General features: G+C 27.9%; 19 protein-coding genes, 3 rRNA genes and 1 pseudogene. 1 reads left to right on the forward strand and 22 read right to left on the reverse strand.

The genetic code is table 4. The annotated features are described in order from the left end of the window. Positions 1-220 precede the first annotated feature (220 nt). Positions 221-565, forward strand: a complete 345-nt coding sequence (locus AACK96_RS06480; RefSeq protein ID WP_338973702.1) for a hypothetical protein — start codon at positions 221-223, stop codon at positions 563-565. 387 nt (positions 566-952) lie between these two features. Here the strand turns inward: AACK96_RS06480 and AACK96_RS06485 are convergent, their stop codons facing one another. From AACK96_RS06485 to pyk, 22 genes and pseudogenes are all read right to left on the reverse strand, one after another. Beyond that, complete coding sequence (locus AACK96_RS06485) at positions 953-2,200, reverse strand: ISNCY family transposase (protein ID WP_338973983.1); 1,248 nt, start codon at positions 2,198-2,200, stop codon at positions 953-955. A 69-nt stretch (positions 2,201-2,269) separates the two neighbouring features. Next, on the reverse strand, positions 2,270-2,719 hold the full coding sequence (locus AACK96_RS06490) for a hypothetical protein (protein ID WP_338973985.1): 450 nt from the start codon (positions 2,717-2,719) through the stop codon (positions 2,270-2,272). Positions 2,720-3,291: 572 nt separating this feature from the next. After that, positions 3,292-3,804, reverse strand: a complete 513-nt coding sequence (locus AACK96_RS06495) for a hypothetical protein (protein ID WP_338973987.1) — start codon at positions 3,802-3,804, stop codon at positions 3,292-3,294. Between the two features lie 12 nt (positions 3,805-3,816). Next, positions 3,817-4,332 (reverse strand): hypothetical protein, encoded by a 516-nt coding sequence (locus AACK96_RS06500; RefSeq protein ID WP_338973989.1) that lies wholly within the window; start codon positions 4,330-4,332, stop codon positions 3,817-3,819. A 457-nt stretch (positions 4,333-4,789) separates the two neighbouring features. Continuing rightward, positions 4,790-6,211: an MATE family efflux transporter gene (locus AACK96_RS06505; RefSeq protein WP_338973991.1), complete on the reverse strand. Its 1,422-nt coding sequence runs from the start codon at positions 6,209-6,211 to the stop codon at positions 4,790-4,792. A 75-nt stretch (positions 6,212-6,286) separates the two neighbouring features. Next, positions 6,287-8,692 (reverse strand): phenylalanine--tRNA ligase subunit beta, encoded by a 2,406-nt coding sequence (gene pheT, locus AACK96_RS06510; protein WP_338973993.1) that lies wholly within the window; start codon positions 8,690-8,692, stop codon positions 6,287-6,289. A 24-nt stretch (positions 8,693-8,716) separates the two neighbouring features. Next, positions 8,717-9,781 (reverse strand): phenylalanine--tRNA ligase subunit alpha, encoded by a 1,065-nt coding sequence (gene pheS / locus AACK96_RS06515; RefSeq protein WP_338973995.1) that lies wholly within the window; start codon positions 9,779-9,781, stop codon positions 8,717-8,719. Between the two features lie 64 nt (positions 9,782-9,845). Next, entirely contained in the window at positions 9,846-10,625 is a 780-nt protein-coding gene (locus tag AACK96_RS06520) for an RNA methyltransferase (protein WP_338973997.1), read from the reverse strand. After that, positions 10,603-11,310 carry a SprT family zinc-dependent metalloprotease gene (locus AACK96_RS06525; RefSeq protein WP_338973999.1) on the reverse strand — a complete coding sequence of 236 codons (708 nt, stop codon included), beginning with the start codon at positions 11,308-11,310 and terminating at the stop codon, positions 10,603-10,605. The genes AACK96_RS06520 and AACK96_RS06525 overlap by 23 nt, the downstream gene beginning before the upstream one ends. A gap of 35 nt (positions 11,311-11,345) precedes the next feature. Then, positions 11,346-11,849, reverse strand: a complete 504-nt coding sequence (locus AACK96_RS06530) for a dUTP diphosphatase (protein ID WP_338960903.1) — start codon at positions 11,847-11,849, stop codon at positions 11,346-11,348. A gap of 31 nt (positions 11,850-11,880) precedes the next feature. Then, positions 11,881-12,741: a hypothetical protein gene (locus AACK96_RS06535; protein WP_338974001.1), complete on the reverse strand. Its 861-nt coding sequence runs from the start codon at positions 12,739-12,741 to the stop codon at positions 11,881-11,883. Between the two features lie 233 nt (positions 12,742-12,974). Continuing rightward, positions 12,975-13,334 (reverse strand): 50S ribosomal protein L20, encoded by a 360-nt coding sequence (gene rplT / locus AACK96_RS06540; RefSeq protein ID WP_252320320.1) that lies wholly within the window; start codon positions 13,332-13,334, stop codon positions 12,975-12,977. Positions 13,335-13,350: 16 nt separating this feature from the next. Further along, positions 13,351-13,539 (reverse strand): 50S ribosomal protein L35, encoded by a 189-nt coding sequence (gene rpmI, locus AACK96_RS06545; protein WP_174480739.1) that lies wholly within the window; start codon positions 13,537-13,539, stop codon positions 13,351-13,353. A 16-nt stretch (positions 13,540-13,555) separates the two neighbouring features. After that, on the reverse strand, positions 13,556-14,098 hold the full coding sequence (gene infC / locus AACK96_RS06550) for a translation initiation factor IF-3 (RefSeq protein ID WP_174480738.1): 543 nt from the start codon (positions 14,096-14,098) through the stop codon (positions 13,556-13,558). Between the two features lie 297 nt (positions 14,099-14,395). Continuing rightward, entirely contained in the window at positions 14,396-15,646 is a 1,251-nt protein-coding gene (locus AACK96_RS06555) for a hypothetical protein (RefSeq protein ID WP_338974003.1), read from the reverse strand. Positions 15,647-15,796: 150 nt separating this feature from the next. Continuing rightward, a protein-coding gene (locus tag AACK96_RS06560; protein ID WP_338974005.1) for an IS3 family transposase occupies positions 15,797-16,920 on the reverse strand; the annotation gives its coding sequence in 2 pieces (ribosomal slippage) (positions 15,797-16,677 and positions 16,677-16,920; 1,125 coding nt in all). A 46-nt stretch (positions 16,921-16,966) separates the two neighbouring features. Then, positions 16,967-17,296, reverse strand: a pseudogene (locus AACK96_RS06565) (hypothetical protein); the annotation flags it as partial. 201 nt (positions 17,297-17,497) lie between these two features. Then, positions 17,498-17,604: ribosomal RNA gene (gene rrf / locus AACK96_RS06570) — 5S ribosomal RNA — on the reverse strand. An 82-nt stretch (positions 17,605-17,686) separates the two neighbouring features. Then, positions 17,687-20,624, reverse strand: a 23S ribosomal RNA gene (locus AACK96_RS06575). A 191-nt stretch (positions 20,625-20,815) separates the two neighbouring features. Then, positions 20,816-22,337 (reverse strand): 16S ribosomal RNA (locus AACK96_RS06580). Together the 16S, 23S and 5S rRNA genes form the textbook arrangement of a ribosomal RNA operon. 310 nt (positions 22,338-22,647) lie before the next feature. Further along, positions 22,648-24,582 (reverse strand): threonine--tRNA ligase, encoded by a 1,935-nt coding sequence (thrS, locus tag AACK96_RS06585; RefSeq protein WP_338974008.1) that lies wholly within the window; start codon positions 24,580-24,582, stop codon positions 22,648-22,650. A gap of 43 nt (positions 24,583-24,625) precedes the next feature. After that, positions 24,626-26,032 carry a pyruvate kinase gene (gene pyk / locus AACK96_RS06590; protein WP_338974010.1) on the reverse strand — a complete coding sequence of 469 codons (1,407 nt, stop codon included), beginning with the start codon at positions 26,030-26,032 and terminating at the stop codon, positions 24,626-24,628. Positions 26,033-26,047: the final 15 nt, after the last annotated feature.

The following is a 26,047-nucleotide window of genomic DNA, read 5'->3' on the forward strand; positions in this document are numbered from 1 at the left end:
AAATTTAAACTATTTCAGTAAAATACACAAATTTTAAATAATCCTGAAAATTTTAGTTTCTATTTTTTATAATATAGAAATATTTAATATTTAAAAATTTATTAATTATAATATTGTTAAAAACTAAATATAGTTTTTAACCCATTGTTTTATTTTTAAACAAATAGGTTTTTATTTTGAAAGGATAGTTTATATGGAGACCAATTCATGAAATGATAGTATGCTATCGGTAATTATTAATAACATAACTACTTTACCATCGGTAATCTCAACTCCTGTATCAAAAATATTCAATAAAATAACAACAACTGAAATGACAAATTTCAATAATCAAACTAATAATGCTAATAATACTAGTACTGAACTTTTTGAAACAAAAAAAGATATATGAACAAATATTAAAAATTATTTAACTAATTTTTATGAGTCAGATTATTTTTGACCAACAACAGGTTTTATTGGTTATGGATTAATTACAACATCAATTATTATTGGTTATTGTATTTATAATTGTAAAATAAATAACAATAAAAAAAACTTATTAAAAGAACTTGAAAAAGAATAAATAAATTCAATCGAGTTGACAAATCAACCTTCAACTAGTGGATATAATAATCGTGCTTTTTTTGCCTAAATTTTTTCAATTAACAATGAAAGTTCTTTTTTTCTAGTATTTTATAAAATACTAGAAAAAAATAAAAAAAGAGTTACTAATGCTCTTGGATTTCAAAAAGACAAATCAAAAGTAAACAGTGAAGCTTCAACAAGCAAAAGTCAAAGTTCTAGTAGAAAATCACAAAAAAATGTAAAAGAGGAAGATATTGAATTTGTAATCTCTTTATATCTTTAAAATCAATTTTAAAGCACCAAATTTGCTCATATACAAACATTTTAAAAATTTATATGGTTTAGTATTCAAAAAATGTAAATCTTATATAACTTTAATTAGGAATTATTGATATCCATATCTTCAAGGATGATTTTTATTGGGTATATAAACTTTTTTAGTTTTTATCAAGTTGTCTTTAATAATTGGTTTTAGTGCTATTTCTTTTAGTTCATATATTTGATTATTGTAACTAAGATATAATTCATTAATAAACGATTTAAGTACAATTACATCAATTCGAGATTGTATGTATTGAACTTTGTTATTTTTATAAGGAAAATATTTTTTACCATAATATGTTATAGTTGAACCACTATCTGTTTTTCTTTTAGAAAATCTTGAAAGATAAATATTTATTTCTTCTTGTGTAGGAGCTTTAACCATAGCAGATTTATTATCATCAATAGGAAAGGCAAACTGTTTATTAAAAACGTTTATGTACATTTTGAGAAATTGATTAGCTTCATCTAATGTTTTAATTTTATTAAGTCGTAATTCACTAATTAATCGACTTTGAAGTGTTCCAAATAAACGTTCAATTCTACCTTTAGCTTGTGGAATTGAAGTTCTAATTATTTCAACACCCAAATCATTACAGCATTTTTGGAATTGAGTATAAGTGTCATTTTCTGTGTTTATTTTACCTGAATCAATTTTTTTCTTATATCCAAAAACTGTTCTATTATCAGTATAAAATGTTTTTGGTATGCCATAATTAGTTAAAATTTGATAAAAAACATTATAATAACCATCTAATGTTTCTTGATGATCAAATCATAGTCCAACAATATTTCCTGTAGCATCATCAATTGCAGCATGTAAAAATGATTTTGGTTTATCGTTACCAAATCAATGATGATTACTTGCATCCATTTGAATTAATTCACCAAAATTTGTTCTTCGATTTCTTGTTGGATGTAAGTTATTTTTTTTATTTTTATGTCTTTTTGGTGAAGTAATTTTTTCTTTGATTAATATAGTATAAAGTGTGCTATATGAAATTTTAATTTTTTCTTCATTCATTAATTTCTCATGAAAATGTTGAAAATTAAAATTATAATATTTTGTTTTATACAAGTTGATAATCTTAATTTTGATTTCAAAATTTGTTGCCTTATTAGAAATTTTATTGCGAGATTTATGAATAAAACCAACTTTACCTTCTCTATTAAAAATTTGAATTAATTGGTTAATTCTTCTAATAGTTAGATTAAGTTTATTCTTGGCTTGATGTTTAGATAATTTATTAATAATAATATCATTTATAATTTTGTACTTATATTTTTCTTTCATAGTCATGCTTCTTTCCATTTTTATCACCAAGTATATTTAACTTCACTTTTGGGAAATTTTTACTCGATAACTAATAGGAAATTATCACTAAATAATGACAAAGTAAGTATTATTGTTGACTAATATTTTACAAGTGTTAAGATTAACATACAATTGCATATTGAAGTCAAAATTATTCTCGTCTAACTTTATAATTTTAAGACAAATTTGAATATTATTGACATCTTCGGTACGCTCCCTTTTTTTATTTAATAAAACAGATGAATCAGATAAATTATGAAATGTAATAGATTCCAAATTTATATCATAAGAACTACCACTAGCACAAAACTGAGAAGAATTATGACCTGCATATTGACAATAAATATTATTATCATCATGCCATATACATAAATATATATGAATTCTATTTTGAGCCATAAAAATTCAAAAATTATTTTCAAACTTAAAATTAAAAGTATCATTATTTAATACTACAGGATCATTAAATAGAGGAGCAATATACTCAGGAATAGATTTATTAATTTTATTAGTCATTAAACTTAGATTATTATTAATAACAGGACCATTAGAATTAGTTAATTTAATATAAGAATTATTAAATGAAAGGCTAGGTCATAATAGACAAAATTCTTCTCATCTTTTTGCATATTTTGTTCAATTAATTAAAGTGTAGTTTTCTGATTTAAAATCTTCTCAACTATTAGTTCCATCAAATGATTGAGAATTAAATATATTAATATTTTTACTTAAATTCGTATTATTAAATTTATGATAATAAATTTCAATTAAATTATTATCTTTATCAAAAATATAATTAATTGAATAATCTCTTGCATCTTTAGAAAAGGGTAATTCATTAATTAGTTTATAAACTTTTTCTTTATCAACAATTAAATTAATAATCTCATTAGTTAAACTTTTATTAAAACTATTTTTAATACTAATTTTACTAATAAAATCCTTTCCTAAACTATCAGCTACACCTTTAGTAATTTTATTTTCGTGTACTGCTTTAACAATATAGTATAAACCTAATGTTTCATTTAGATTATTACTGTGTTCAACTTTATCAGCACCTACTTGATTTGAAATATCAATATGACTATTTAATCCTCCAAATTGAATATATTGTCAATCATTATTATCACCTTCAAAATAATTATTATCATAAATACTTTCATTAGATATATTTTTTTATCTTTAGTTTTTGTCACTTTTTTATAGTTAATCATTTCTTGTTTTGTATTTTCAATATTTAACTTATCCTTTTCTAAAATAAGTGTAGAATCATAATTTAAATTACCATCATTATCAACAAAAAAAACTTCTCTAGCATTAATATCATTGCTCAACTTATAATTAGCATGATTTGTATCATAACTGTAAAATTTTTGATCTAAATCTGATTGATTAGTAATTCAATTACTATTTGTTAAATAATTATATTGATTATTAAATAAATGAGTTAAGGGCTTATTTGTTGATTCTTTTTTTGGTAGTAAGGAATTTTTATTAACAACATTATTATCCGTTTTATTACTATCAATATTAATAATGTTACTTGTGAAAAGTAATGATGCTAAAATACTTATTGTAAATATACTTAATATTTTTTTCATAATTTTGCCCTCCTAAGAAATAGAATGACAAAATGGTTTAATATTTGATTTAACTTCATCATAAATTGAATCGGTATTTATTTTTTCATATATAGGTTGTTCTTCTACTTTTTTTGTAATATTTGATAGTTTAATTTCATTAATTTCTTCCGTCGTTACTTTCATATTATTTTCACTTGTTTTATTTCTTGGTGGTAATTGTTTTGGAACATTATTACCAACTGAACTCAATGAAGTTGTTTCATCTTTTACATTTTCATAAATAAATTTTTCAAAAATAGCTTTTTCTTTTATTTCTTCATAAATATGATCATCTTGATTAAAATATAAAGGATTATCAATTGAACTATTTTGATAATTTAATAACATTTTAATAGTATTAAATAAAAAAATATTATCTTCTTTTAGTTTTTTCATCTCTTCTTCTATATGAAGAATTTCTTTTCTTATTTTTTGTAATTCTTTATTTTTCTTTTTAAAGTACTTTTTAAGATACTTATTATAAAATTTTCTTATAAACTTTAACATTTTCTTTCTCCTTCTTATAAAAAAATAAAAAAATTTTAAAACAATCATGCTTTTTTTATTTTTTTATTATTTCTTAATTTCTTTTTTAATTCCAAAATGATTTTATTAGTTCTGGTGTTATTACTATTTTTATATATTTACTTAAACTTATTTTTTAAAATTCTTTCAAAAAATAAAAATTTCTTATAATAAAGGTATGTCAAAATTTTTAATGTCCGTATTTATTTAGTTATTTAAAATTTAATTATTATAAAAGTTTAATTATAACTAAAAATAAAAAAATCATTACTTTTACCATCCTCTAAAATCACACCAGTAACTATAATAATTGTATATTAAATACAATAAAAATAAAACGATAAATATGAATTTATTTTCTAAAATATAATAGAATTTTTTTAACATTTTTTAAACAGAGTTATTAAAATAAATCTATTATTAAAAAGGGATTTTTATATTATCCATGTGGTTCAAATGTCGGATGAGGTACACTTTCTACTTTAGAATTAATAATATTTTTATTTCAAGGAATTATTTTATAAAATACATAAGCACAAATAAAATCAGCTGATTTACTTAAACACGAAATCATAATTACCATTTTAATACTTAAGTCAGTTCACTGCAATAAAGCAAAAGTAATAAAAATATCAATAAATCAAATTAAAAATAGATCAGCAATACTAATAATTAAAGTATAGCCACCAGCATAAAGAAAACTAAATAATGGTTGCATCATATTAATGAAAAAATAAGTTACTGCTGAAAAAGCCATATATCAAACTGCAAGTTTCATAGCATTATTAGATAAATTTGGAAATAATACTTTTGGAACTCAAAAAGCACTACCCAAAATAATTAAAGCAATAACAGTTGAAATAGCAAAACTCAATTTTAATATCTTCTTAGCATTTTCTTTAGCCAGTACTAGTTCTCCTGAACCTAACTTGCTACCAACAGCATAGCCAACTAAAGCATTATATCCCCTAAAAGTAGAATAAAAAATAGCAACAACACTACCAACAATTTGCACAGCAGCAACAACTTCAGTATCACCAAAATGAGAATATAAAGCTGTTAACATTACTACTGAAACACCAAATAATACTTGACTAGCAAATAAAGGAATAAAAGTAATAATATATTTTTTATGTAAATCTTTTGTAAATTTAAAAATATTTCAATTAGGAGCATAAATTGGTTTTTTATAAATTAAATAACCTAACAATATAAAACATTCTACTGCTCTTGAAATAATTAAACTTATTGCTAATCCTTCAATGCCTAATTGTGGTCCCCCACTATATGGTAATGATAAAATACAAACTAAAAATGTATTTAAGAGTAATGAACAAATAGAAGTTATCAATGGTGTTTTAACGTTACCACATGTATTCATAGTAATTGACATAATAAAAGCAAAACCTAACAATGGGTAATTTCAAGCAATTAATTTACTATATTCTTCAGCAATACCAATAGCATTTTGATGAGAATTATCTTCAGCACCAAGAATTATTCCCATAATTTGTTTACTAAATAATTCTAATATTACAACAAAAAATATTGAAAAAATTAAAGTATAAAATAATTTTATATTAGTAGTTTCTTGAATTTTCTTCTTATCTTTAATACCTAAATATTGAGCAGTAAAAATATTACCGGTAGCAACAATAGCAAAAAAGATATATCAAACCATATCATAAATATTACTTGACGATGCAACTCCGGCAATAGCATCATCATTTCCAAATTGACCAACCAAAAAATTATTCATTAAGTTTATTAATGTTTCAATTAAAGATTGTGCACAAATTGGAATCATAAATAATAATGCCATTTTATAAAAGCTTAAATTATCTTTGTTTAACATTTTCATATCATCTCACCCAATTTAAAATTTAATATAATAAAAAAATATATTAATGTTATTATTTAATATTTTGTTATATTTTTAACGAATAATTGCTTGAAATTTTTTCTTTAATATTTCTTGAATATTACTTATTTGTCCACTTACTTTTGTTTCATCTAATTGTTCTTCTTGACTATTAAATTTCAAATTAAAAGTTAATGAGTGTTGATGTTGTGATTTTAATTTTTCATCATTATAAAAATCTACCAAAGATATTTGTTCTAAAAAATCAATATTTGCAAACATTATAGCATTTTTTACATCAGAAAATTGAATATCGCTATTAACAATAATTGATATATCACGACTTAAAGCATTAAATTTTGATCAAAGCTTAAATTTAGAAACTACTTTTTGTTGTTCTTCTATGATTTTAACTAACTTACTACAATTAATTTCTGCTAAGAATATTTTTTCAACATTCATTATTTTTTCAGTTTGTGGATGCAGTGCGCCAATAGTAGCAATATGTTCTTGCTCATAAAAAATATCTGCGCTTAAATACGGATGCATTAAAGAATTATTATTATTTTTATAAACAATAGAGTTAAATAAATTTGGCATAACTTTTGCTAAAAAACCATCTAAAAAACCTTTAATAAAATAATAAGTACTATTAGTAATTTTATTAGCATTAATTTTTGGTCAAAAATTATCCATAATCATAAAAGCTAAATGATGATTATCATCAGTTTCATCACCTGTATAAACAGTTTCATCAGTAAAAATTTTTAATTGTGTTTCTTTACGTGCATAATTATATTGACAAATTCTTAATAAACTATCTGTCAAACTAAAACGCATAACTTCTCTTGTTAATGTCAACGGTGCTTCTAATTTTACAGGTATTTTATATTTAAAAAAATTAAAATCATTTAATCTCTGCATACTTGTTAAACTATATGTTTTTACTTGATTAAAACCATAACTTGTTAAATGTTGTCTTCATTTCATCATTAAATTTTCCAATGCTGTTGGTGACTTAAATGATACATTAAATTGTGGTTTAATAACTGGTAATTTATCATATCCAAATACTCTGGCAACTTCTTCACTAAAATCATTAGCGTTATTTAAATCACTACGATGATTAGGAACTGTTACTTTTAAAATTTCTTGATTTTTTGCATCAATTTCAATTTGACAACCAATAATAGTCAAATAATTAATTATTTCATTAACCTCAAATTTTGTACCTAAAATTTTATTAATAAAATTAAAATTAAAGTTAATCACTTTTGTTTTAACTTGATAAGGAACATCATTACTAAAACCGGTAATTTCATATTTAACTTGCAATTGTCCTAAAATAAACAAATAACGTTGTAAAGCAATTAAATAATAGTCAGGAACAACTGGTCTTGTTAAACGTTCTAATAATGTATTAATAAGAGCACCATGTCGTTTTGCTTGTTTACTCATTAAGGTAACATCAAGATTAATTGAAAATATAAAAACTTCTTTGGAACTTGGTTTAACTTCATATTCAATATTATGACTAACTCCTAAAACACTAAAAGCCAAATATTTATCGTGTAATAAAATATCGCCCTCTTTAATTTGCAAATTACCTTCTGGGTATGATTTAGGTGAAATATTTAAAGATGGTTTTTTTAAAATATCAGCACTAAAAGTAATTAAGGGTTGACCCAATTCTAACATTACTAAATGAATAATATCTTCTGATAAAGTTTTGGGTACAATATTTGCAAGTTGTAGTGTTCTTCTAATTCAAATTGGTGTTATTACAGATTTATCATCAAATTCAATCTTTAATGTTGCTAAAGCTTGAATTTTACCATTAAGAACGCTAACTTGACTTTTATTATCAAATTTTCCTATACTACTAACTTCCATGTTTTTTAAAGGAATTTTAAAATACCCGCTTAATTCTCTAGCAATACTATAAATCCCCAAACAATCACTACGATTTACTGTTAAATCAATAAAAAAAATTGTATCATCTAAATTTAAATATTGTAACGGATTAATATTACCAATCATTGCATCATCTGGTAAATGAATAATACCACTTAATTCTTCTTTATTCTGAACAATACCGCTTAATCCTAATTCTGTTAATGAACAAAGCATTCCTGAAGAAACAACATCTTGAATTGTTCTTTCAACAATAGTAAGACCATTACCTAAAACACTTCCTATCCTTGCTACAACAACTTTAATACCAATAACTACATTTGGTGCACCACAAACTATAGTTAACATTTCAGTACCTACTGTTACTTCACAAATATTTAATTTATTCGATTTAGGATGTTTGGTAATTTTAGTAATTTGACCAACAACTAAGTTTGTATTACTAAACATTAAATTTTTTACTTGATCAACCTCAAAACCTAAACTATTTAAAGCATCAACGATTTCATAATCTTTAATGCTATTAATATTCAATCACTGCGAAATGATTTTACGTGAAACTATCATTTTATTTTATACTCCTTTTAATTTTTAAAATTGTTTTAAGAATCGAAAATCATTATTATAAAATAATCTGATATCGTCAATGCCATATTTAATCATAGTAATTCTTTCAATGCCTACACCAAAGGCAAAACCTGCTGTTGTTTCATCTAAACCAGCAGCAATAAAAACATTTGGATGAATCATACCAGCACCCAAAACTTCAATTCAACCAGTATACTTACATAATGAACAACCTTCTGTATTACATTTTGGGCAACTTACATCTACTTCAACTGAAGGCTCCGTAAATGGGAAATAACTAGGACGTAATCTTGTTTTAGTTTCCATACCAAAAAATTGCTGACAAAAATAATTTAATGTTCATTTTAAATTTGCAAAAGTAATGTTAGAACCAACTAAAAACCCATCAACTTGCATAAATTGATGAGAATGAGTAACATCATCATCATCTTTTCGATAAACATTTCCTAAACTAATAATAGCCGTGGTTTCTTTTGAATTTTTATCTTGCTCGCTAAGAATGCGTGCAGTCATATTTGTAGCGTGTGTTCTTAATAATCAACGATTAAGTTTGTCATTATTATTTTCAAGATAAAAAGTATCTTGCATATCTCTTGCTGGATGATCAAATGGTAAATTTAAGCGATTAAAATTATATTCTTCATTTTCTACTTCATTACCACTAATGATTTGATAACCCAAATTTTTAAAAATTTCAGATATTTCGGTAACAGTTTTTAATAGAGGATTGATGTGACCAATATTAAAATCAATACCCGGTAGTGTTAAATCAATTTCTGAAGATTTAAGACGCTCATTAATGTTATCTTTCTCAATTTCATTAAATTTTTTTATTATATATTCATTAATTTCTTTTTTTAATTTATTAGCTGCTTGACCAATTTCAATTCTAAAATTATGAGGAAACTTTTCTAAAGATTTTAATATATTATTAATATCCGAATTTTTACCTAAATATTGTGATTTTAAAACTTGCAATTTATGTAAATCAGCAACTTCATCAATATTATTAAATGCTTGCTGTCTAATAATTTCTAATCTTTTTTTTAAATCGTTAACCGCTAACATTCTATTCCTCCATTAATTTGTTAATATGTATAATTAAATTTTTATAATTCAAAATAAGTATAATTTATTTTAATATATTACTAGTAAATAAGCAATACGTTACTATTGCTATACTTGTTGCTAAATTTAATGATTCAACATTAAAAGAAGTTGGAATAAAAATATTACTATTAATTTTATCTTTATACTTTTTATTAATGCCTTGTCCTTCATTGCCAAATAAAAAAGCATTCTTTTGCTTAAAGGTAATTTCAGATAAATTAGTACTATTATCTTCATGTAGAAATGTACCATAAATCATATAATTTGCATTTTTTACTTTTAATAAAAATTGATCAAAATTTTCATAATACACATTAGTATAAAAAATAGCTCCTTGACTTGCACTAATTACTTTGTGATTATATAAATCAACGCTTTCATTCGATAAATACACTTCAGAAATATTAAAAGCAGTAACACTGCGTAAAATATTTCCTAAATTACCTGGATCTTGAATTGTATCAATTAGAATAATATGAGAAGAATAAAAATAATTTAAAGGTTTAACAATATTACAAACGCCAATTATTGGTTGTGGTGTTTTTTGTTGTGAAATTTTTTTAATAATCATACTATTTACAACAATAACTTCAATATTATTACAATCTTTTAATAAATTTGCATATTTGTCTAAATACTTCTCATCAACATATACTGCAAGTAATCTTTTTTTTAATAATGCAATACTAATTAAATGTTCTCCTTCAATTAAAAACTTTTTTTTAACATTGCGATGTTTTCTTTCATGTAATAAAACTAATTCTTGAATTATTGGATTTTTAAGTGAGGTTATTTGTTTCATCCATAACTCCTTGTTTTAATATTTTTTGACAATCTTGAAAATCTGGACAATATTGAGCAACAAAATTTCAAAATGTTTTTTTATGATGAGCATGAATTATATGCGTTAACTCATGAATTATAACATAATCAATTACAGCATAATCAAAATGAATTAATTTATAATTAAGTGTAATGATTTTAGTATTTGGTTGACAAACACCTCATTTATTTAACATCGAACGAATTTTTAGTACTGAAAACTCAATATTCATAATTTCTGATCAATATTGTAAACGACTCATAAAAATATTTTTTGACTCTTCTTTTAAAAAATTTTGAATTTTAATTAATATTTGCTTATCATCTTGAATATTTGTGCATACTACCAAATTATTAAATTCAAAATAAATAATGGTTTTTTTTGAATGATACTTAGTAATTAATTTATATTTTTTACTTAAAAAATAAAGATAACTGTCATTATTATTAATAACAATATTAGGTTTTAATATAGTTTTCTTTTTTAAAATTTTAGGTAAACTTTTTAAAATGAAATCTTCAATTAATTTTTCTTGCATAAAAAATGGAGCACTAATAATAATTTGATCATTGCGCACTTTTAAATACATATGTTTTTGTTGTTTATATGTAATAATGTACTCTCATTTTGTATTATTATAATTGAAAATTTTAACATTAGTCATTTTAATCTCCTAAATAAAACGATCACTTATTTCCATTAATAATTTTGTGATTGTCGTAAATGATTTATTTCATTTTTATAAATATAACAAGAAATAATGTCTTCACTATTAAAGTTACATTTTTTACCAATTGTAAAATAAATATTTAATAATTCAAAAAAATCATTACTTGATTTTGATTTAAAAAAAGTTGTAACAAAAGCAAATAAATCAATGAATGCAAGATTAAGATCTTGATAATTTGTTTTTTCTGAAAAACTAAAATTTTGAAAATCAATATTAAGGCTATTACCGATACTAAGAATAAAATGAAGACTATCAATATATTCTTCAAGCATTACTGATTTTTCACTACTTGGTTTTGAACTTCAATATTTAAAACATCTTTGTTCATTTGCAAATTCACCTAATTCAACTAAAAGTGCTAAAAATCTAGAATTTAATGTTTTAATATCGCTAACACCGCGATTAATAATTATTTTTTTATCTAACTCATTTTGAAGTTGGATAATTGTTGAAAATTGTTTTGAATTTAACATAATTAACTCACTTTCTTTTTTTAATTATTAATTAAGATTTCATTATTTTTTTATCTTTTAAATTTAATTTTTTATAAAATTTTGTAATTAATGATTTTTTATCTTTGTAAATAGGATTAATTTTTGTTCCTTTTTCTAAATAAAAAGGAGATAAAGTTTTTATAATAAAAATATATGTTAAAACTAGTAATGAAATACCAACAACAGACATAAATGTAAAACGTAAAATTGGTAACCACACTGAAGTGTCTAATACTTTTTTACCAAAACTTGCTGTATAACCGGCATTTCCAATAAATAAGTAATTAGTACCAAAGGAAGTATTAAAAATAAAAACACCACCACCAAATAAAGTTAAATATAATATACTTTTTTTGATATATATTTTGTCATATTCAATATGACCATATAAATATAAAAGTAAATAAGAAAAAAGAATAATAATATGAATAAAATAATAATTTCAATAAAGAAAATGCTGTGGACCAAAAACTCATTTTGTTTTATCTGGTAATAAAAATGCCAAAATAACAGGACCAATTAAAGGAAAAGTAATATTAAATAAACTTTTATTAGGAATAATTAATAATATACCACTAGTAATATTTAATACTGAACATAATTGAAAAGGAAAATAATCATACCATTGATAATTATCTCCATTCAATCCATGAACAATATAAAAACTAATATATAAAAGTATTTGAAAAATACCTAAACTATATTTAAAACTATAGCACTTACTTAAATTAGCATAAAACCTTTTAAAAATAAATAAACTAATTATCAAGAATAATGATATAGATAAGCCAATTCAATAATACATACCAAATAAAGGATTAATAACTGCTTGTGGATTACCATCAAAAAATCCAAGAAAAACAAATTGCATAATGGCCCCCCTCTTTTTTAAATTTCTTTCTTATTTTTATACTAAGAAGCGAATTTATTTTTTAATTTTACCATTAAATATATTATAAAACAAAGTTTGTGATAAAAAAATATTCTTTGAAATTTATATTAAATACATTTCTAAAACTTATCATAATTTTATAAATTAAAAACACTTATAATAAATTTAATTTATTTCAAGTGTTTTTAATTTATATAAAATTTTGCAATTAATTATTTTGCTAAAGCAGATTTTGATGCCAAAACTAATTTCTCAAATTCTTCTGGTTGATTAATTGATAACTCAGACAATATTTTACGATTAAGATTAATATTAGCTTTATTTAAGCCATCAATAAAACGTGAATATGATAAATCATAATTACGAACAGCTGCATTAATTCTTTGAATTCATAACTTGCGAAACTCACGTTTACAATTTTTACGATCACGATAAGCATATGCTAATGAGTTCATTACTTGTTCATTTGCTGTACGATATAAACTATGTTTTGCTCCATAATATCCTTTTGCTGCTTTTAGTATTTTTTTACGACGATGATTAGTTGTATAACCGCCTTTAACTCTAGCCATTTATTTTGTCACCTTCCTAAATTAAATCTTTTAAACGCTTATAGTCAGAAGCAGATACTTCACTTCACCCACGTAATTGACGTTTTTGTTTTGTTGTTTTATTTTGAGCTAAGTGAGAAACAAAAGCACCACTACGCATTCATTTACCACTTCCTGTTACTTTAATTCTTTTTTTTAAAGCTTTTTTTGTTTTCATTTTTGGCATATTTTACCTCCTATTGTTAATTTTCTTGATTTTTCTTTTTTGGAAAAAGATAAATAGTTTGTATATTTTTTTCTTTTTTATCAAAGTTTTTATCATAAATACAAATATCTTCTAATTCTTTATAAAATTTTGTAATTACTTCAAATCCTGCTTCAGGATTATGTAATTCACGACCACGATATTTTAATGTAACTTTTACTTTGTTACCATTACTTAGAAATTTACGAGCCTTATTTGCCTTTGTTTTAATGTCATTGTTATCAATAACAACACTTAGTCGAATTTCTTTTTCTTCAACAATTGTTAATTTTTGTGCTTTTTTAACTTCTTTTTCCTTTTTTTGTTGTTCAAAACGATATGTATCAAATTTAAACATTTTACAAACAGGTGGTTTAGCATTTGGTGATATACATAACAGGTCATATCCTAAATCTTCTGCTTTTTTTAAAGCATCATTTTTTTTCATTAAGCCATAATTAGTACCATCATTACCAATTAATAAAAATTCATAAAAGGGAATATTACTATTTCATAAATTATCATTATTTTTAAAAGCCATACATACCTCCTTTAATTTGCATAAATAAAAGTGTGCTAAAACGCACACTCACCACTACAAAACTTTATTTTAAAAATAAAAATTTAAAGCATTGAACCTATAACAACTTAGTTATCAGGTGAGCGTAAAAACTACTTTCTTTATGTCAACTACTATTATATTAGATTTTTAATAAATTACAAGATTTTTTTAATATGTTAGTACATAAATTTAAATAAAAATAAAAAAACTTACTATATAATTAGCAAGCAAGTCTTTTATTTTTATTAATTTTAATACTAATTACTTATATATAACCTATATTTTATTAAAATTTTTAGCTGTATATAAGATTCCTTGCGATCCAGCAGCATAAATTGAATCATCTGGACCAACTGCTAAAGCAAAAATATGATCATCAGTATTTTTTATTCCAGATAATTCAGAACATAAATCTGTATCTTCTATTTTTTTATATACTTTATTAGAGTCAATACCAACAAATAAATTATTATCTCTATCAATGACTAAACCTTTAACCTCGTGGTTTGGATTTGTTTCTAATATTACCTCATATATTCCATTCTTTATCTTATAAAGACGACCATTTCAAGAACCAGCAAAAACAGTATTATCCTTGTCAACTACTAAACTATCAATTTGATGCCCATCGTTTATTTGTTGAAATATTCCAAAAGTTTGACTTATTTTATCAGTTTTATAAATTATTCCACGATCATCATCACCAGCATAAATTGAGCCATCTGAACCAACTGCTAAACTATGAATATGATCACCATTTGTTCCTTGCATTAAACTAGTGCTTCCATTTTTGCTGATTTTGCATACACCAGTATTACTACCAACATAAACAGTTTCAGTATTTTTATCAAATGTTAAAGCTCAAATTCAGTTTTTTGGTCCTGGTATTATAATTTTTTCAAAACTACGTACACCATCACTCTTATAAACAAAACCATTATCACTACCAACATAAACATTATCTTCATTATCAATTACTAAGGCTCTAACTGCCCAATATCCTTCTAATCCTGCCATTAAAATTTCTAATCCTGTTGGAGTAATCTTATAAACCTTATCTTCTTGTGCTCTAAAAATATTACCTTGTGAATCAACACCTAAAGCATAAATGTTTCCATTTGTTAATTTTTGAGAAACAAAATTAGTAATACTATAATACAAATTAACTGTTCCTATATAATCACCTTTACCAATAATTGTAGCAGTACTATTATCTTTATCTTGTCTTTTAATATCAAAATCATTAATAGTTAATGATTTAATTGCATGATTTGCTTCAATAATACCTATTAGTAAAATCATTTTAGATGGTGCTAAATCCTTCCCACTATTAATAAGTCCTAAATTATTATTTACTATTATATCTGCTAAGTTAATTGCACTATGTTTATTTTCTAAACTTTTTTTATTTTGAATATAATTAGTTGCAATATTAGTTTTTTCTTCAATTGTGTTTAATACATTAGTTAAATTTCCTGTTGTTGTTGCAAGTGTTAAAACACTTAATGTTTTTATTAATGTTTTCATAAGTACCCCCTTTTTGATACTACTAATAGTTTTTTATAGTATACAATATATATTATATATATTAAGACTTTTAAAATAAAATACAAATCTTTTAATTTTCCAACTTTGTAATTCTAATTAAATTGATATGTAGTGGAATGGCAACCCTTTTTAGGACTGTTTTTTGGTAGACACTTGTTTTTGATAATTAACTGGAGTTAGGTAGTTTAAGGTGCTGTGAATTCTTATGTTGTTGTATCAATTGATATAATCAAATAATTCTAATTTTAATTTGATTAATGATGTAAAATTTTTATCATTAATAAATTCAGTTTTGAAAGTTTTAAAAGTTGCTTCAGCAACAGCATTGTCATAAGGACAGCCTTTTTTGCTTAAAGATCGAGTTATGTTGAATGCTAATAAAAGTTTATCAATAGTTTTATTATTAAATTCGTTACCGCGATCGCTATGAAATATTTCAATATCTTTTAAACAGCGATTTGAGTACATAAATGCTTGATATACTAATGATGCATCTTTTTTAGTACCTACACTATGTCCAATAATTTCGCGGTTAAATAGGTCTATTAATAAGCAAATATAGTTTCACTTACCATTAACTTGAACATAAGTTAAATCACTAACAATAACTTCATTTTTAATTTTATTATTAAAGTTTCTATTAACAAGATTGGTAATTTGACTATCATTGACTTTATTATGATGATTTTTGAATGATAATTTAGTGTATTTTGATATTAAATTATGCTTATTCATAATTTGTTTAATTTTTCTGCGTGATAAATAAATTTCTTGGTTTGCTAGTATGACTTTTAATCTTCTAGTACCATAAACTTCTTTATTTTCTTTAAAAGCACTAATAACAGCTTCATCATAAATATTATTTTGATTTTTATTTTTTTTCTTTAAATTAAAATAATATGTTGATTTAGAGAGTTTTAAAAAACGACACATTGTGCGAATTTTATATTTAGATTTATTATTTGCAATAATTTCTATTTTCTGCCTATTATTAGTGCTGCTTGCTTTAAAATATCATTTTCCATTCGTAATTGTTTTAATTCTTTATTTGCTTGAATTAATTGTTTTTCTAAATCAGAAAGATTATCTTTGGTTTTAAAACTGCCTGAATTAGTAAATTGCTTAATTCATTTATAAGTAGCCGCTCTTGTAACGTTATATTCTTTAACAAGACAAGATACTGACTTGCCACTTTGATATAAAGCTACTATTTGTTTTTTAAATTCATCTGAATATGAGTTAATATTGGCCATAATTATTTTCCTTTCTTTTAACTAATTTGTGAACTTGTCTACGTAATTAGTGTCCAATAAAGTGTAACCCATCCAGTAGGTTAATTAAATAATTAATTAGACTATTTAATAGCCAACATCTTAAAATTAATGTATCTCAAGTAGTACCATTCACAATAAGTGAAATTGAATGAGTTCCTGTAATCCTTGTACTTATATCTGCAAAGCAATGTTTTTTTGCGTAAAATTTCTTCATATTTTCCTTTAAATATATCTCTGATATTTGGAATATTTTACGATTCCGTTTACCACTTGCTTTCACATAATCAATACTATATTCTAATCGTACCTTGATTGCTTTTTTTGTCTCAATCTTAAAAGAAAAAGTCATATTTTCTAGCAAGTCGTCGCACATGCTCATTATCATGCTTAGATCAAGCAAGCATTTAATAATATTGATGAATAAAAAATGATTTATCAATAGCAGAGCGTATAAGTGGTTTAAAACAATCATAAATTAAAAATAAAATTATTTACTTATTTTAATGTAAAAATTAAAAAAATCTTAATTTTTACATTAAGATTAACAATAAAAAAAATTTGGCATCGTGCTATTTTCCCATTGCTGGTATTTTCGCCGCTGGAGTGCTTAACTGCTGTGTTCGAGATGGGAACAGGTGTGACCACTCCGCCATGGACACCAAATAGTTTAGCAATTGCTCCCTAAAAACTAGAAACAGACATCTTTAAATTTGATTACTTTTGATTTGCAATAGAGAATATATTCTTCAATAAATCCTCGATCTATTAGTATCAGTAAGCTGAACATATCACTATGCTTACACACCTAACCTATCAACCTTGTAGTATTCAAGGGATCTTACTTCTTTCGAATGAGAAATCTCATCTTGGAACTGACTTCGCGCTTAGATGCTTTCAGCGCTTATTCATGCCCTACATAGCTACCCAGCTGTGCCACTGGCGTGACAACTGGTGCACCAGAGGTAGGTCCATTCCGGTCCTCTCGTACTAGGAACAGCTTTCCTCAAATTTCTTGCGCCCACGACAGATAGGGACCAAACTGTCTCACGACGTTCTGAACCCAGCTCGCGTACCGCTTTAATGGGCGAACAGCCCAACCCTTGGAAGCGACTACACCTCCAGGATGCGATGAGCCGACATCGAGGTGCCAAACCTCCCCGTCTATATGAACTATTGGGAGAGATTAGCCTGTTATCCCCGGGGTAACTTTTATCCGTTGAGCGACGGCCTTTCCACACAGCACCGCCGGATCACTAAGCCCAACTTTCGTTCCTGCTCGACTTGTATGTCTCGCAGTCAAGCACCCTTTTACCTTTGCGCTCTACATATGATTTCCATTCATATTGAGGGTACCTTTGGGCGCCTCCGTTACTTTTTAGGAGGCGACCGCCCCAGTCAAACTACCCACCAGACACTGTCCTTAGACCAGATTATGGTCTCAAGTTAGAATTTCAATATAGCAAGGGTGGTATCCCAATGGTGACTCCATGCCTACTAGCGTCTGCATATCAACGTCTCCCACCTATGCTGTACAAACTACACCAAAATTCAATATCAAGTTGTAGTAAAGCTCCACGGGGTCTTTCCGTCTAATCGCGGGTAACCTGCATCTTCACAGGTACTAAGATTTCACCGAGTCTATAGCCGAGACAGCGTCCGGATCGTTACGCCTTTCGTGCGGGTCAGAACTTACCTGACAAGGAATTTCGCTACCTTAGGACCGTTATAGTTACGGCCGCCGTTCACTGGGGCTTCAGTTCAAAGCTTCGCTTACGCTAACAAATCTCTTTAACCTTCCAGCACTGGGCAGGCGTCACCCCCTATACATCGTCTTACGACTTAGCAGAGAGCTGTGTTTTTGCTAAACAGTCGCCCGGACCTCTTCACTGCGACTCATATTGCTATGAGCTCCCCTTCTCGCTAACTTACGGGGTTATTTTGCAGAGTTCCTTAGCTATAGTTATCTCGCTTGCCTTAGGATATTCTCCTTGACCACGTGTGTCCGTTCTCGGTACAGGCACCATGGTGATGTCTTTAGAAACTTTTCTTGGAAGTATGGCATCAAATGCTTCGTTACTAAGCGAACCGTTCACTCCCCATCGTACTTCAAGGTTAACGCTGTGCGGATTTGCCTACACAACCCTCTTTGTACTTAGCCCAGCACTACCAACCACTGGGACATTTTAGCCTTCTCCGTCATTCCATCAGTCACCATGGTGGTACAGGAATATCAACCTGTTATCCATCGACTACGCCTTTCGGCCTCGCCTTAGGTCCTGACTAACCCTGGGTGGACGAACCTAGCCCAGGAAACCTTGGTCAATCGGCATGAAGGATTCTCACCTTCAATCGTTACTCACGCCGGCATTCTCACTTCTAAACGCTCCACTAGTCCTTCCGGTCTAACTTCGTCGCAGATTAGAACGCTCCCCTACCGCCCACAATATATGTAAACATATATATAGACCCATAGCTTCGGTACAATGCTTAGCCCCGGTACATTTTCCGCGCAGAATCATTCGACTAGTGAGCTGTTACGCACTCTTTAAAGGATGGCTGCTTCTAAGCCAACCTCCTAGCTGTCTGAACAATTCCACATCGTTTTCCACTTAGCATTGATTTGGGGACCTTAGCTGATGATCTGGGCTGTTTCCCTCACGTCCATGGACCTTATCACCCATAGACTGACTGCCAGATATGTAACAATGGCATTCGCAGTTTAATTGCATTCAGTACCCCGAGGTGGGGCCATCATACATTCAGAGCTTTACCTCCATTGCACTAATTCTGACGCTAGTCCTAAAACTATATCGGGGAGAACCAGCTATCTCCAGGTTCGATTGGAATTTCACCGCTAGCCACAAGTCATCCACGGTCTTTTCAACGAACGTTGGTTCGGTCCTCCATTAACTGTTACATTAACTTCAACCTGCTCATGGCTAGATCACCTGGTTTCGGGTCTACGACCACATACTAAACGCCCTATTCAGGCTCGCTTTCACTTCGGCTCCGTCTTTTCAACTTAACCTTGCATGTAATCGTAACTCGCCGGCTCATTCTACAAAAGGCACGCCGTCACCCATTAACGGGCTCCGACTTGTTGTAAGCATATGGTTTCAGAAACTATTTCACTCCCCTCTCGGGGTACTTTTCACCTTTCCCTCACGGTACTGGTTCACTATCGGTAATTGGTTAGTATTTAGCCTTACGCAGTGGTCTGCGCAAATTCCGACAAGGTTCCACGTGCCTCGCCGTACTCAGGATACTGTCAAGAGATTTATACATTTCGCATACTGGGCTTTCACCATCTATGGCGTTGCTTCCCAACAACTTCTGCTATATATAAATTTTGTAACTCTTCATAGGTCGAACCTAATAGACAGTCCTATAACCCCAGTCTGACGACTGGTTTAGGCTGCTCCCTTTTCGCTCGCCGCTACTAAGGGAATCGCATTCGCTTTCTTTTCCTCTAGGTACTAAGATGTTTCAATTCTCTAGGTATCACTCTGCACAACTATGAATTCATTGTACAGTACTATCTGATTAAAGATAGTGGGTTTCCCCATTCGGACATCTCCGGATCAAAGCTTATTTCCAGCTCCCCGAAGCTTATCGCAGGTAATCGCGTCCTTCATCGTCTTCCAATTCCAAGGCATCCACCATACGCTCTTAATAATTTATTTTTAGAATATCCTATTGCAAGATAAAAATTATCTTATTTTTTTAAAAGATGTCTATTATCCAGTTTTTAAAGAACAATTGCTCAGAGAAAACAATCCCTGAAAACTAAACAGAACAAAAGAAGTAATCCAATAAATCATCCATCTAATTTTTCTTGTTGTCTTGGTTTCTTATTAGAAACTAAACTCCATAGAAAGGAGGTGATCCATCCCCACCTTCCGGTAGGGATACCTTGTTACGACTTAACCCCAATCATCAACCCTGCCTTTGGCAGCTCCCTCCTTGCGGTTAGGACACCGACTTCTGGCATTGCCAACTCTCGTGGTTTGACGGGCGGTGTGTACAAGACCCGAGAACGTATTCACCGCGACATTGCTGATTCGCGATTACTAGCGATTCCGACTTCATGAAGTCGAGTTGCAGACTTCAATCCGGACTGAGACTGACTTTTTGAGATTTGCTTGACCTCGCGGTTTAGCGACTCTTTGTATCAGCCATTGTAGCACGTGTGTAGCCCAGGTCATAAGGGGCATGATGATTTGACGTCGTCCCCACCTTCCTCTAGCTTACACTAGCAGTCTCCTTAGAGTCCCCAACTTAATGCTGGCAACTAAGGACAAGGGTTGCGTTCGTTGCTGAACTTAACCAAACATCTCACGACACGAACTGACGACAACCATGCACCACCTGTATCCTTGTTAACCTCTACTATATCTCTATAGCTTCGCAAGGTATGTCAAGACCTGGTAAGGTTCTTCGCGTTGCTTCGAATTAAACCACATGCTCCACCGCTTGTGCGGGTCCCCGTCAATTCCTTTGAGTTTCACTCTTGCGAGCATACTACTCAGGCGGAGTACTTAATGCGTTAGCTACAGCACTGCCTCATGGCAACACTTAGTACTCATCGTTTACGGCGTGGACTACTAGGGTATCTAATCCTATTTGCTCCCCACGCTTTCGTGCCACAACGTCAGTAATAGGCCAGTTAGCCGCCTTCGCCACTGGTGTTCCTTCATATATCTACGCATTCCACCGCTACACATGAAATTCCACTAACCTCTCCTATACTCTAGTAATGTAGTTTCCAAGGCGGTTAGGGGTTGAGCCCCTAAATTTAACCTCAGACTTGCAAAACCGTCTACGCACGCTTTACGCCCAATAAATCCGGATAACGCTTGCCACCTATGTATTACCGCGGCTGCTGGCACATAGTTAGCCGTGGCTTTCTGGTAAGGTATGGTCGATACTAAAATCATTTCCTATTCTAGCACTTCTTCCCTTACAACAGACCTTTACAATCCGAAGACCTTCATCAGTCACGCGGCATTGCTCCATCAGGCTTTCGCCCATTGTGAAAAATTCCCTACTGCTGCCTTCCGTAGAAGTTTGGGCCGTGTCTCAGTCCCAATGTGGCCGTTCATCCTCTCAGATCGGCTACGCATCGTTACCTTGGTAAGCCATTACCTTACCAACTAGTTAATGCGCCGCATCCCCATCAATTAGCGAAGCAAATGCTCCTTTCATTATTTATCATTGCAAATAAATAACATATGCGGTATTAGCTGTCGTTTCCAACAGTTATTCCCCACTAAATGGTAGGTTAGATACGTGTTACTCACCCGTTCGCCACTAAAGTATTGCTACTTTCGTTCGACTTGCATGTATTAGGCATGCCGCCAGCGTTAATCCTGAGCCAGGATCAAACTCTCAATAAAATTGTTTTTGTTAAAAGATGATGTCTGACTTATTTAATTTTTAATAAAAAATTGACGGATTAATTCTTGTTCTATTTAGTTTTCAAAGATCGTTTTTTCTAGTTTGTAACCCATTTATTTTCGGGCACAATAAGTATCTTACAGAAAACAAAACCCAATGTCAATGAAAATAATAGTAAAAATATAAATATTTTTTTCGTATAAAAAAATGGTTTAAATTTTACTAATATACTTAGTAAAATTAAATTGCTTAATTAACTAAAAAACCATTTAAGAATTAGAACCTTAAATGGTTTTTTAATTTTTATAGTTATATTTTATTCTCAACTTGTTTTGTTAATAATTTTAAAAATTCTGATAAAGTAACAATTTTACTTTCTTTTTGACCATACTGACGATAACTTAAATTATTATTTTCTATTTCCTTATCACCAATAATAATTTGATAAGGAATTTTTTGAGTTTGTGTTTCAACAATACGTTTGCCAATAGTTCCACTGCTAATAATTTCAGTTCGTAAATTATGTTGTTTACAAGTTTGCAATAATTTATTAGCATATTCTAAGGTTTTTTCTTTTTCATTTATTGGTAAAATTGCAATTTGCCTTGGTGCTAATCATAGTGGAAAAACGCCTTTATTTTGTTCTAATAATGTGGCAATAAAACGTTCATATGTACCAATTAATCCTCGATGAACAATAACTGGATTTGTTTCATTATTATTTTCATCAATATAAGTTAAATTAAACTTTTTCGGTAATAAGAAATCGAATTGAATAGTAGATATTGTAATTTCATGACCTAATGCTGTTTTAATTTGAACATCAAATTTTGGTCCATAAAAAGCAGCCTCACCAATCATTGGTTTATACTCTAATTGTAATTCATCTAATACTTCACGTAATGCTGTTTCTGCTTGATTTCACATTTTATCATCATTAAAATATTTTTCTTTATCAGCAGGATCTCGTAAAGATAATGATAAATAATCAATTTTAATATTTAAAGTTTTTAAAACCTCAGCAATTAACTGATAACAACGTTTAAACTCTGTTTTCATTTGATCAAATCTAACAAAAATATGAGAATCAGTTAATTCCATACTTCTTACTCGTTCTAAACCAGTTAAAGCACCACTTGCTTCATAACGATATAATAGAGCATGCTCACTTAAACGCAAAGGTAAATCTTTATAACTACGAAGAGCACTTTTATAAATCATACAGTGATGAGGACAAGTCATTGGTCTTAATACCAATTGTTCTTCTTCTTTTTTAATTGGAGTAAACATATTTTCACGATAATGATCTCAATGACCACTTTTTTTATATAATTCAACAGAACCTAAAACTGGTGTCGATACTTCTTGATAATCTCACATAAATTCTTGTTTTCTCAAATATTTCTGCAAAACTTTTTTAATAACCATACCATTTGGTAAAAATATAGGTAATCCTTTACCACAATCATCATTAAAAGTAAAAATATTTAATTCTTTACCTAGTTTGCGATGATCACGATTTTTTCGTTCTTCAAGTTCATTAAGTTTATCTACTAATTTTACTTTTGAATAATCACAAATACCAGAAATGCGCTGTAATTGTTTATTTTTATCATTTCCTAATCAATATGCACCAGTAATACTTAATAATTTAAAATCTTTTATTGATGAAGAATTATTAATAGCAACACCCGATGCCACTACTAAAGTCTTATTATCAACTAAATAAGAGCATTTTAATCCATTAACATGATTTAATTTAATATATTCTAAAGCAAAAGGATTGTCTTTATGAGTTTTTAAAGATTCTTCTTTAGTTTGACAAACTCTTTTAATTTCAATATTTTTTATTAAAATTTCACGCATTTTCTCTTCAATTTTAATTAATTCATCATTAGAAAGTCGCTTTTCATAATCAAAATCTAAATAAAAACCATTATCATTAGTATTAGCAATCGTAATTAACGCTTGTGGATACATTAATTTAATAGTATGAGCTAAAATCATAGAACATCCATAATTTAAAATAGTTCATCCTAAAGCATCATTTTTTTTAATAAACTTGATTTCAGCATCTTCTTTAATTTCTCAATATAAATCTTTTAATTGTCCATTCAGAGTAAAAGCAATAATTGAAGAATCTATATTTTCATTTTCCTGTTTTAATAATTGATAACCAGTAATTGGATTTTCAATATTATAAGTCATCGTTTTGCCATTTAATTTAATTACATTAATTTTCATGTTTTACCTAATTCCTTTTCTAATTTACCTCAGTAGTACTAGGTTATTTGACAATAAAAGTTGTAAAAGGATTAGTATTATTATTAATATCTACTACTAATACTTTTGATTTAGTAGGGATTATATAAGTGCTACTAATGCTTTTAACTAATTGCGAAGAATTACTTAATTCTACTGGAATTCCTTCAACTGCTAAAAAAGTATAAATTCCAAAGTTTATTGCAAATTTATTATAATCAATAACATTATTAACAATAGGAATTATATAAACTGGCAAATGAGCATTAGCAATAGTTCTAATATAATTACTATCTTGACTATTAGTAATTAAATATTGTGGTTTTTCTTCAATAATTTTTTTAATAGTTTTAGCAACTAATTGATCTTTTGTATGCAATAAATCAGTAGCAATTTTACTCTGTTCTTGATGACTTTCAGCATCAACAAGAATTTTACTCATTGTTGCAATTGATAACACAGGATAGTTACCATTGGCAGATTCACCCGATAACATTGTACATGTTGCTCCCCAATCCATAGCAACCCAAACATCAGTAACTTCAGCGCGTGTTGGATGAGGATTATCTATCATTGAATCTAGCATTTGCGTAGCAACAATTATCGGTTTGTTAACAGTACGACATTTTTTAATTCATTCACGTTCTAAAAAAGGAACTTTTTCAAAAGGAATTTCAACTCCTAAATCACCACGAGCAACCATAATAGCATCTGATTCTTTTAAAATTTCATCAAAATTATTAACTGCTAATTGTGATTCAATTTTAGCAATGATTTGAATATGTTTACCATCATTATCATCTAAAACTTTGCGGATTTCTTTAATATCAGCTGCTGAACAAACAAATGATGCAGCAACATAATCTACTTTTTGCTGACAACCAAAAATTAAATCTGCTCTATCTTTTTCAGAAATAAAAGGTAAAGACAATTTAACATTTGGAATATTAATAGCACGACGATCTTTAATAGTATGTGTATTTAAAGCTTGACAAATAACAGTATGATCTTTAACCACTGTAACCTTTAATGTTAATTTACCATCATCTACTAGTAAATTATCATTAACTTTAATATCCTTTGCTAAATTACCATAATTTACAGAAAACTTATCGGCAGTACCAATAATCTCTTTATTATCAATTATCGTAATAATTTCATTTTTTTTGATTTCTACACTACCCTTTGTAAAGGTATGTGTTCTAACTTCTGGACCTCTAGTATCTAACATAATAGCAACTGGTACATTTAATTGTTTAGATACTTCTCTAATCATTAAAACCCTTGCTAAATGTTCATCATGAGTACCATGAGAAAAATTTAAACGCCCACAAATTGAGCCATTTTCTATTAGTTGTTTAATAACATCAGCAGAATTTGAAGCAGGTCCTAAAGTAGTTACACATTTAGTTCTTTTTATAATTGATATCAAATTATTCACCTCTTT

It is taken from the genome of Spiroplasma endosymbiont of Tricholauxania praeusta (assembly GCF_964019535.1).
GTDB lineage: Bacteria > Bacillota_I > Bacilli_A > Mycoplasmatales > VBWQ01 > Spiroplasma_E > Spiroplasma_E ixodetis_A.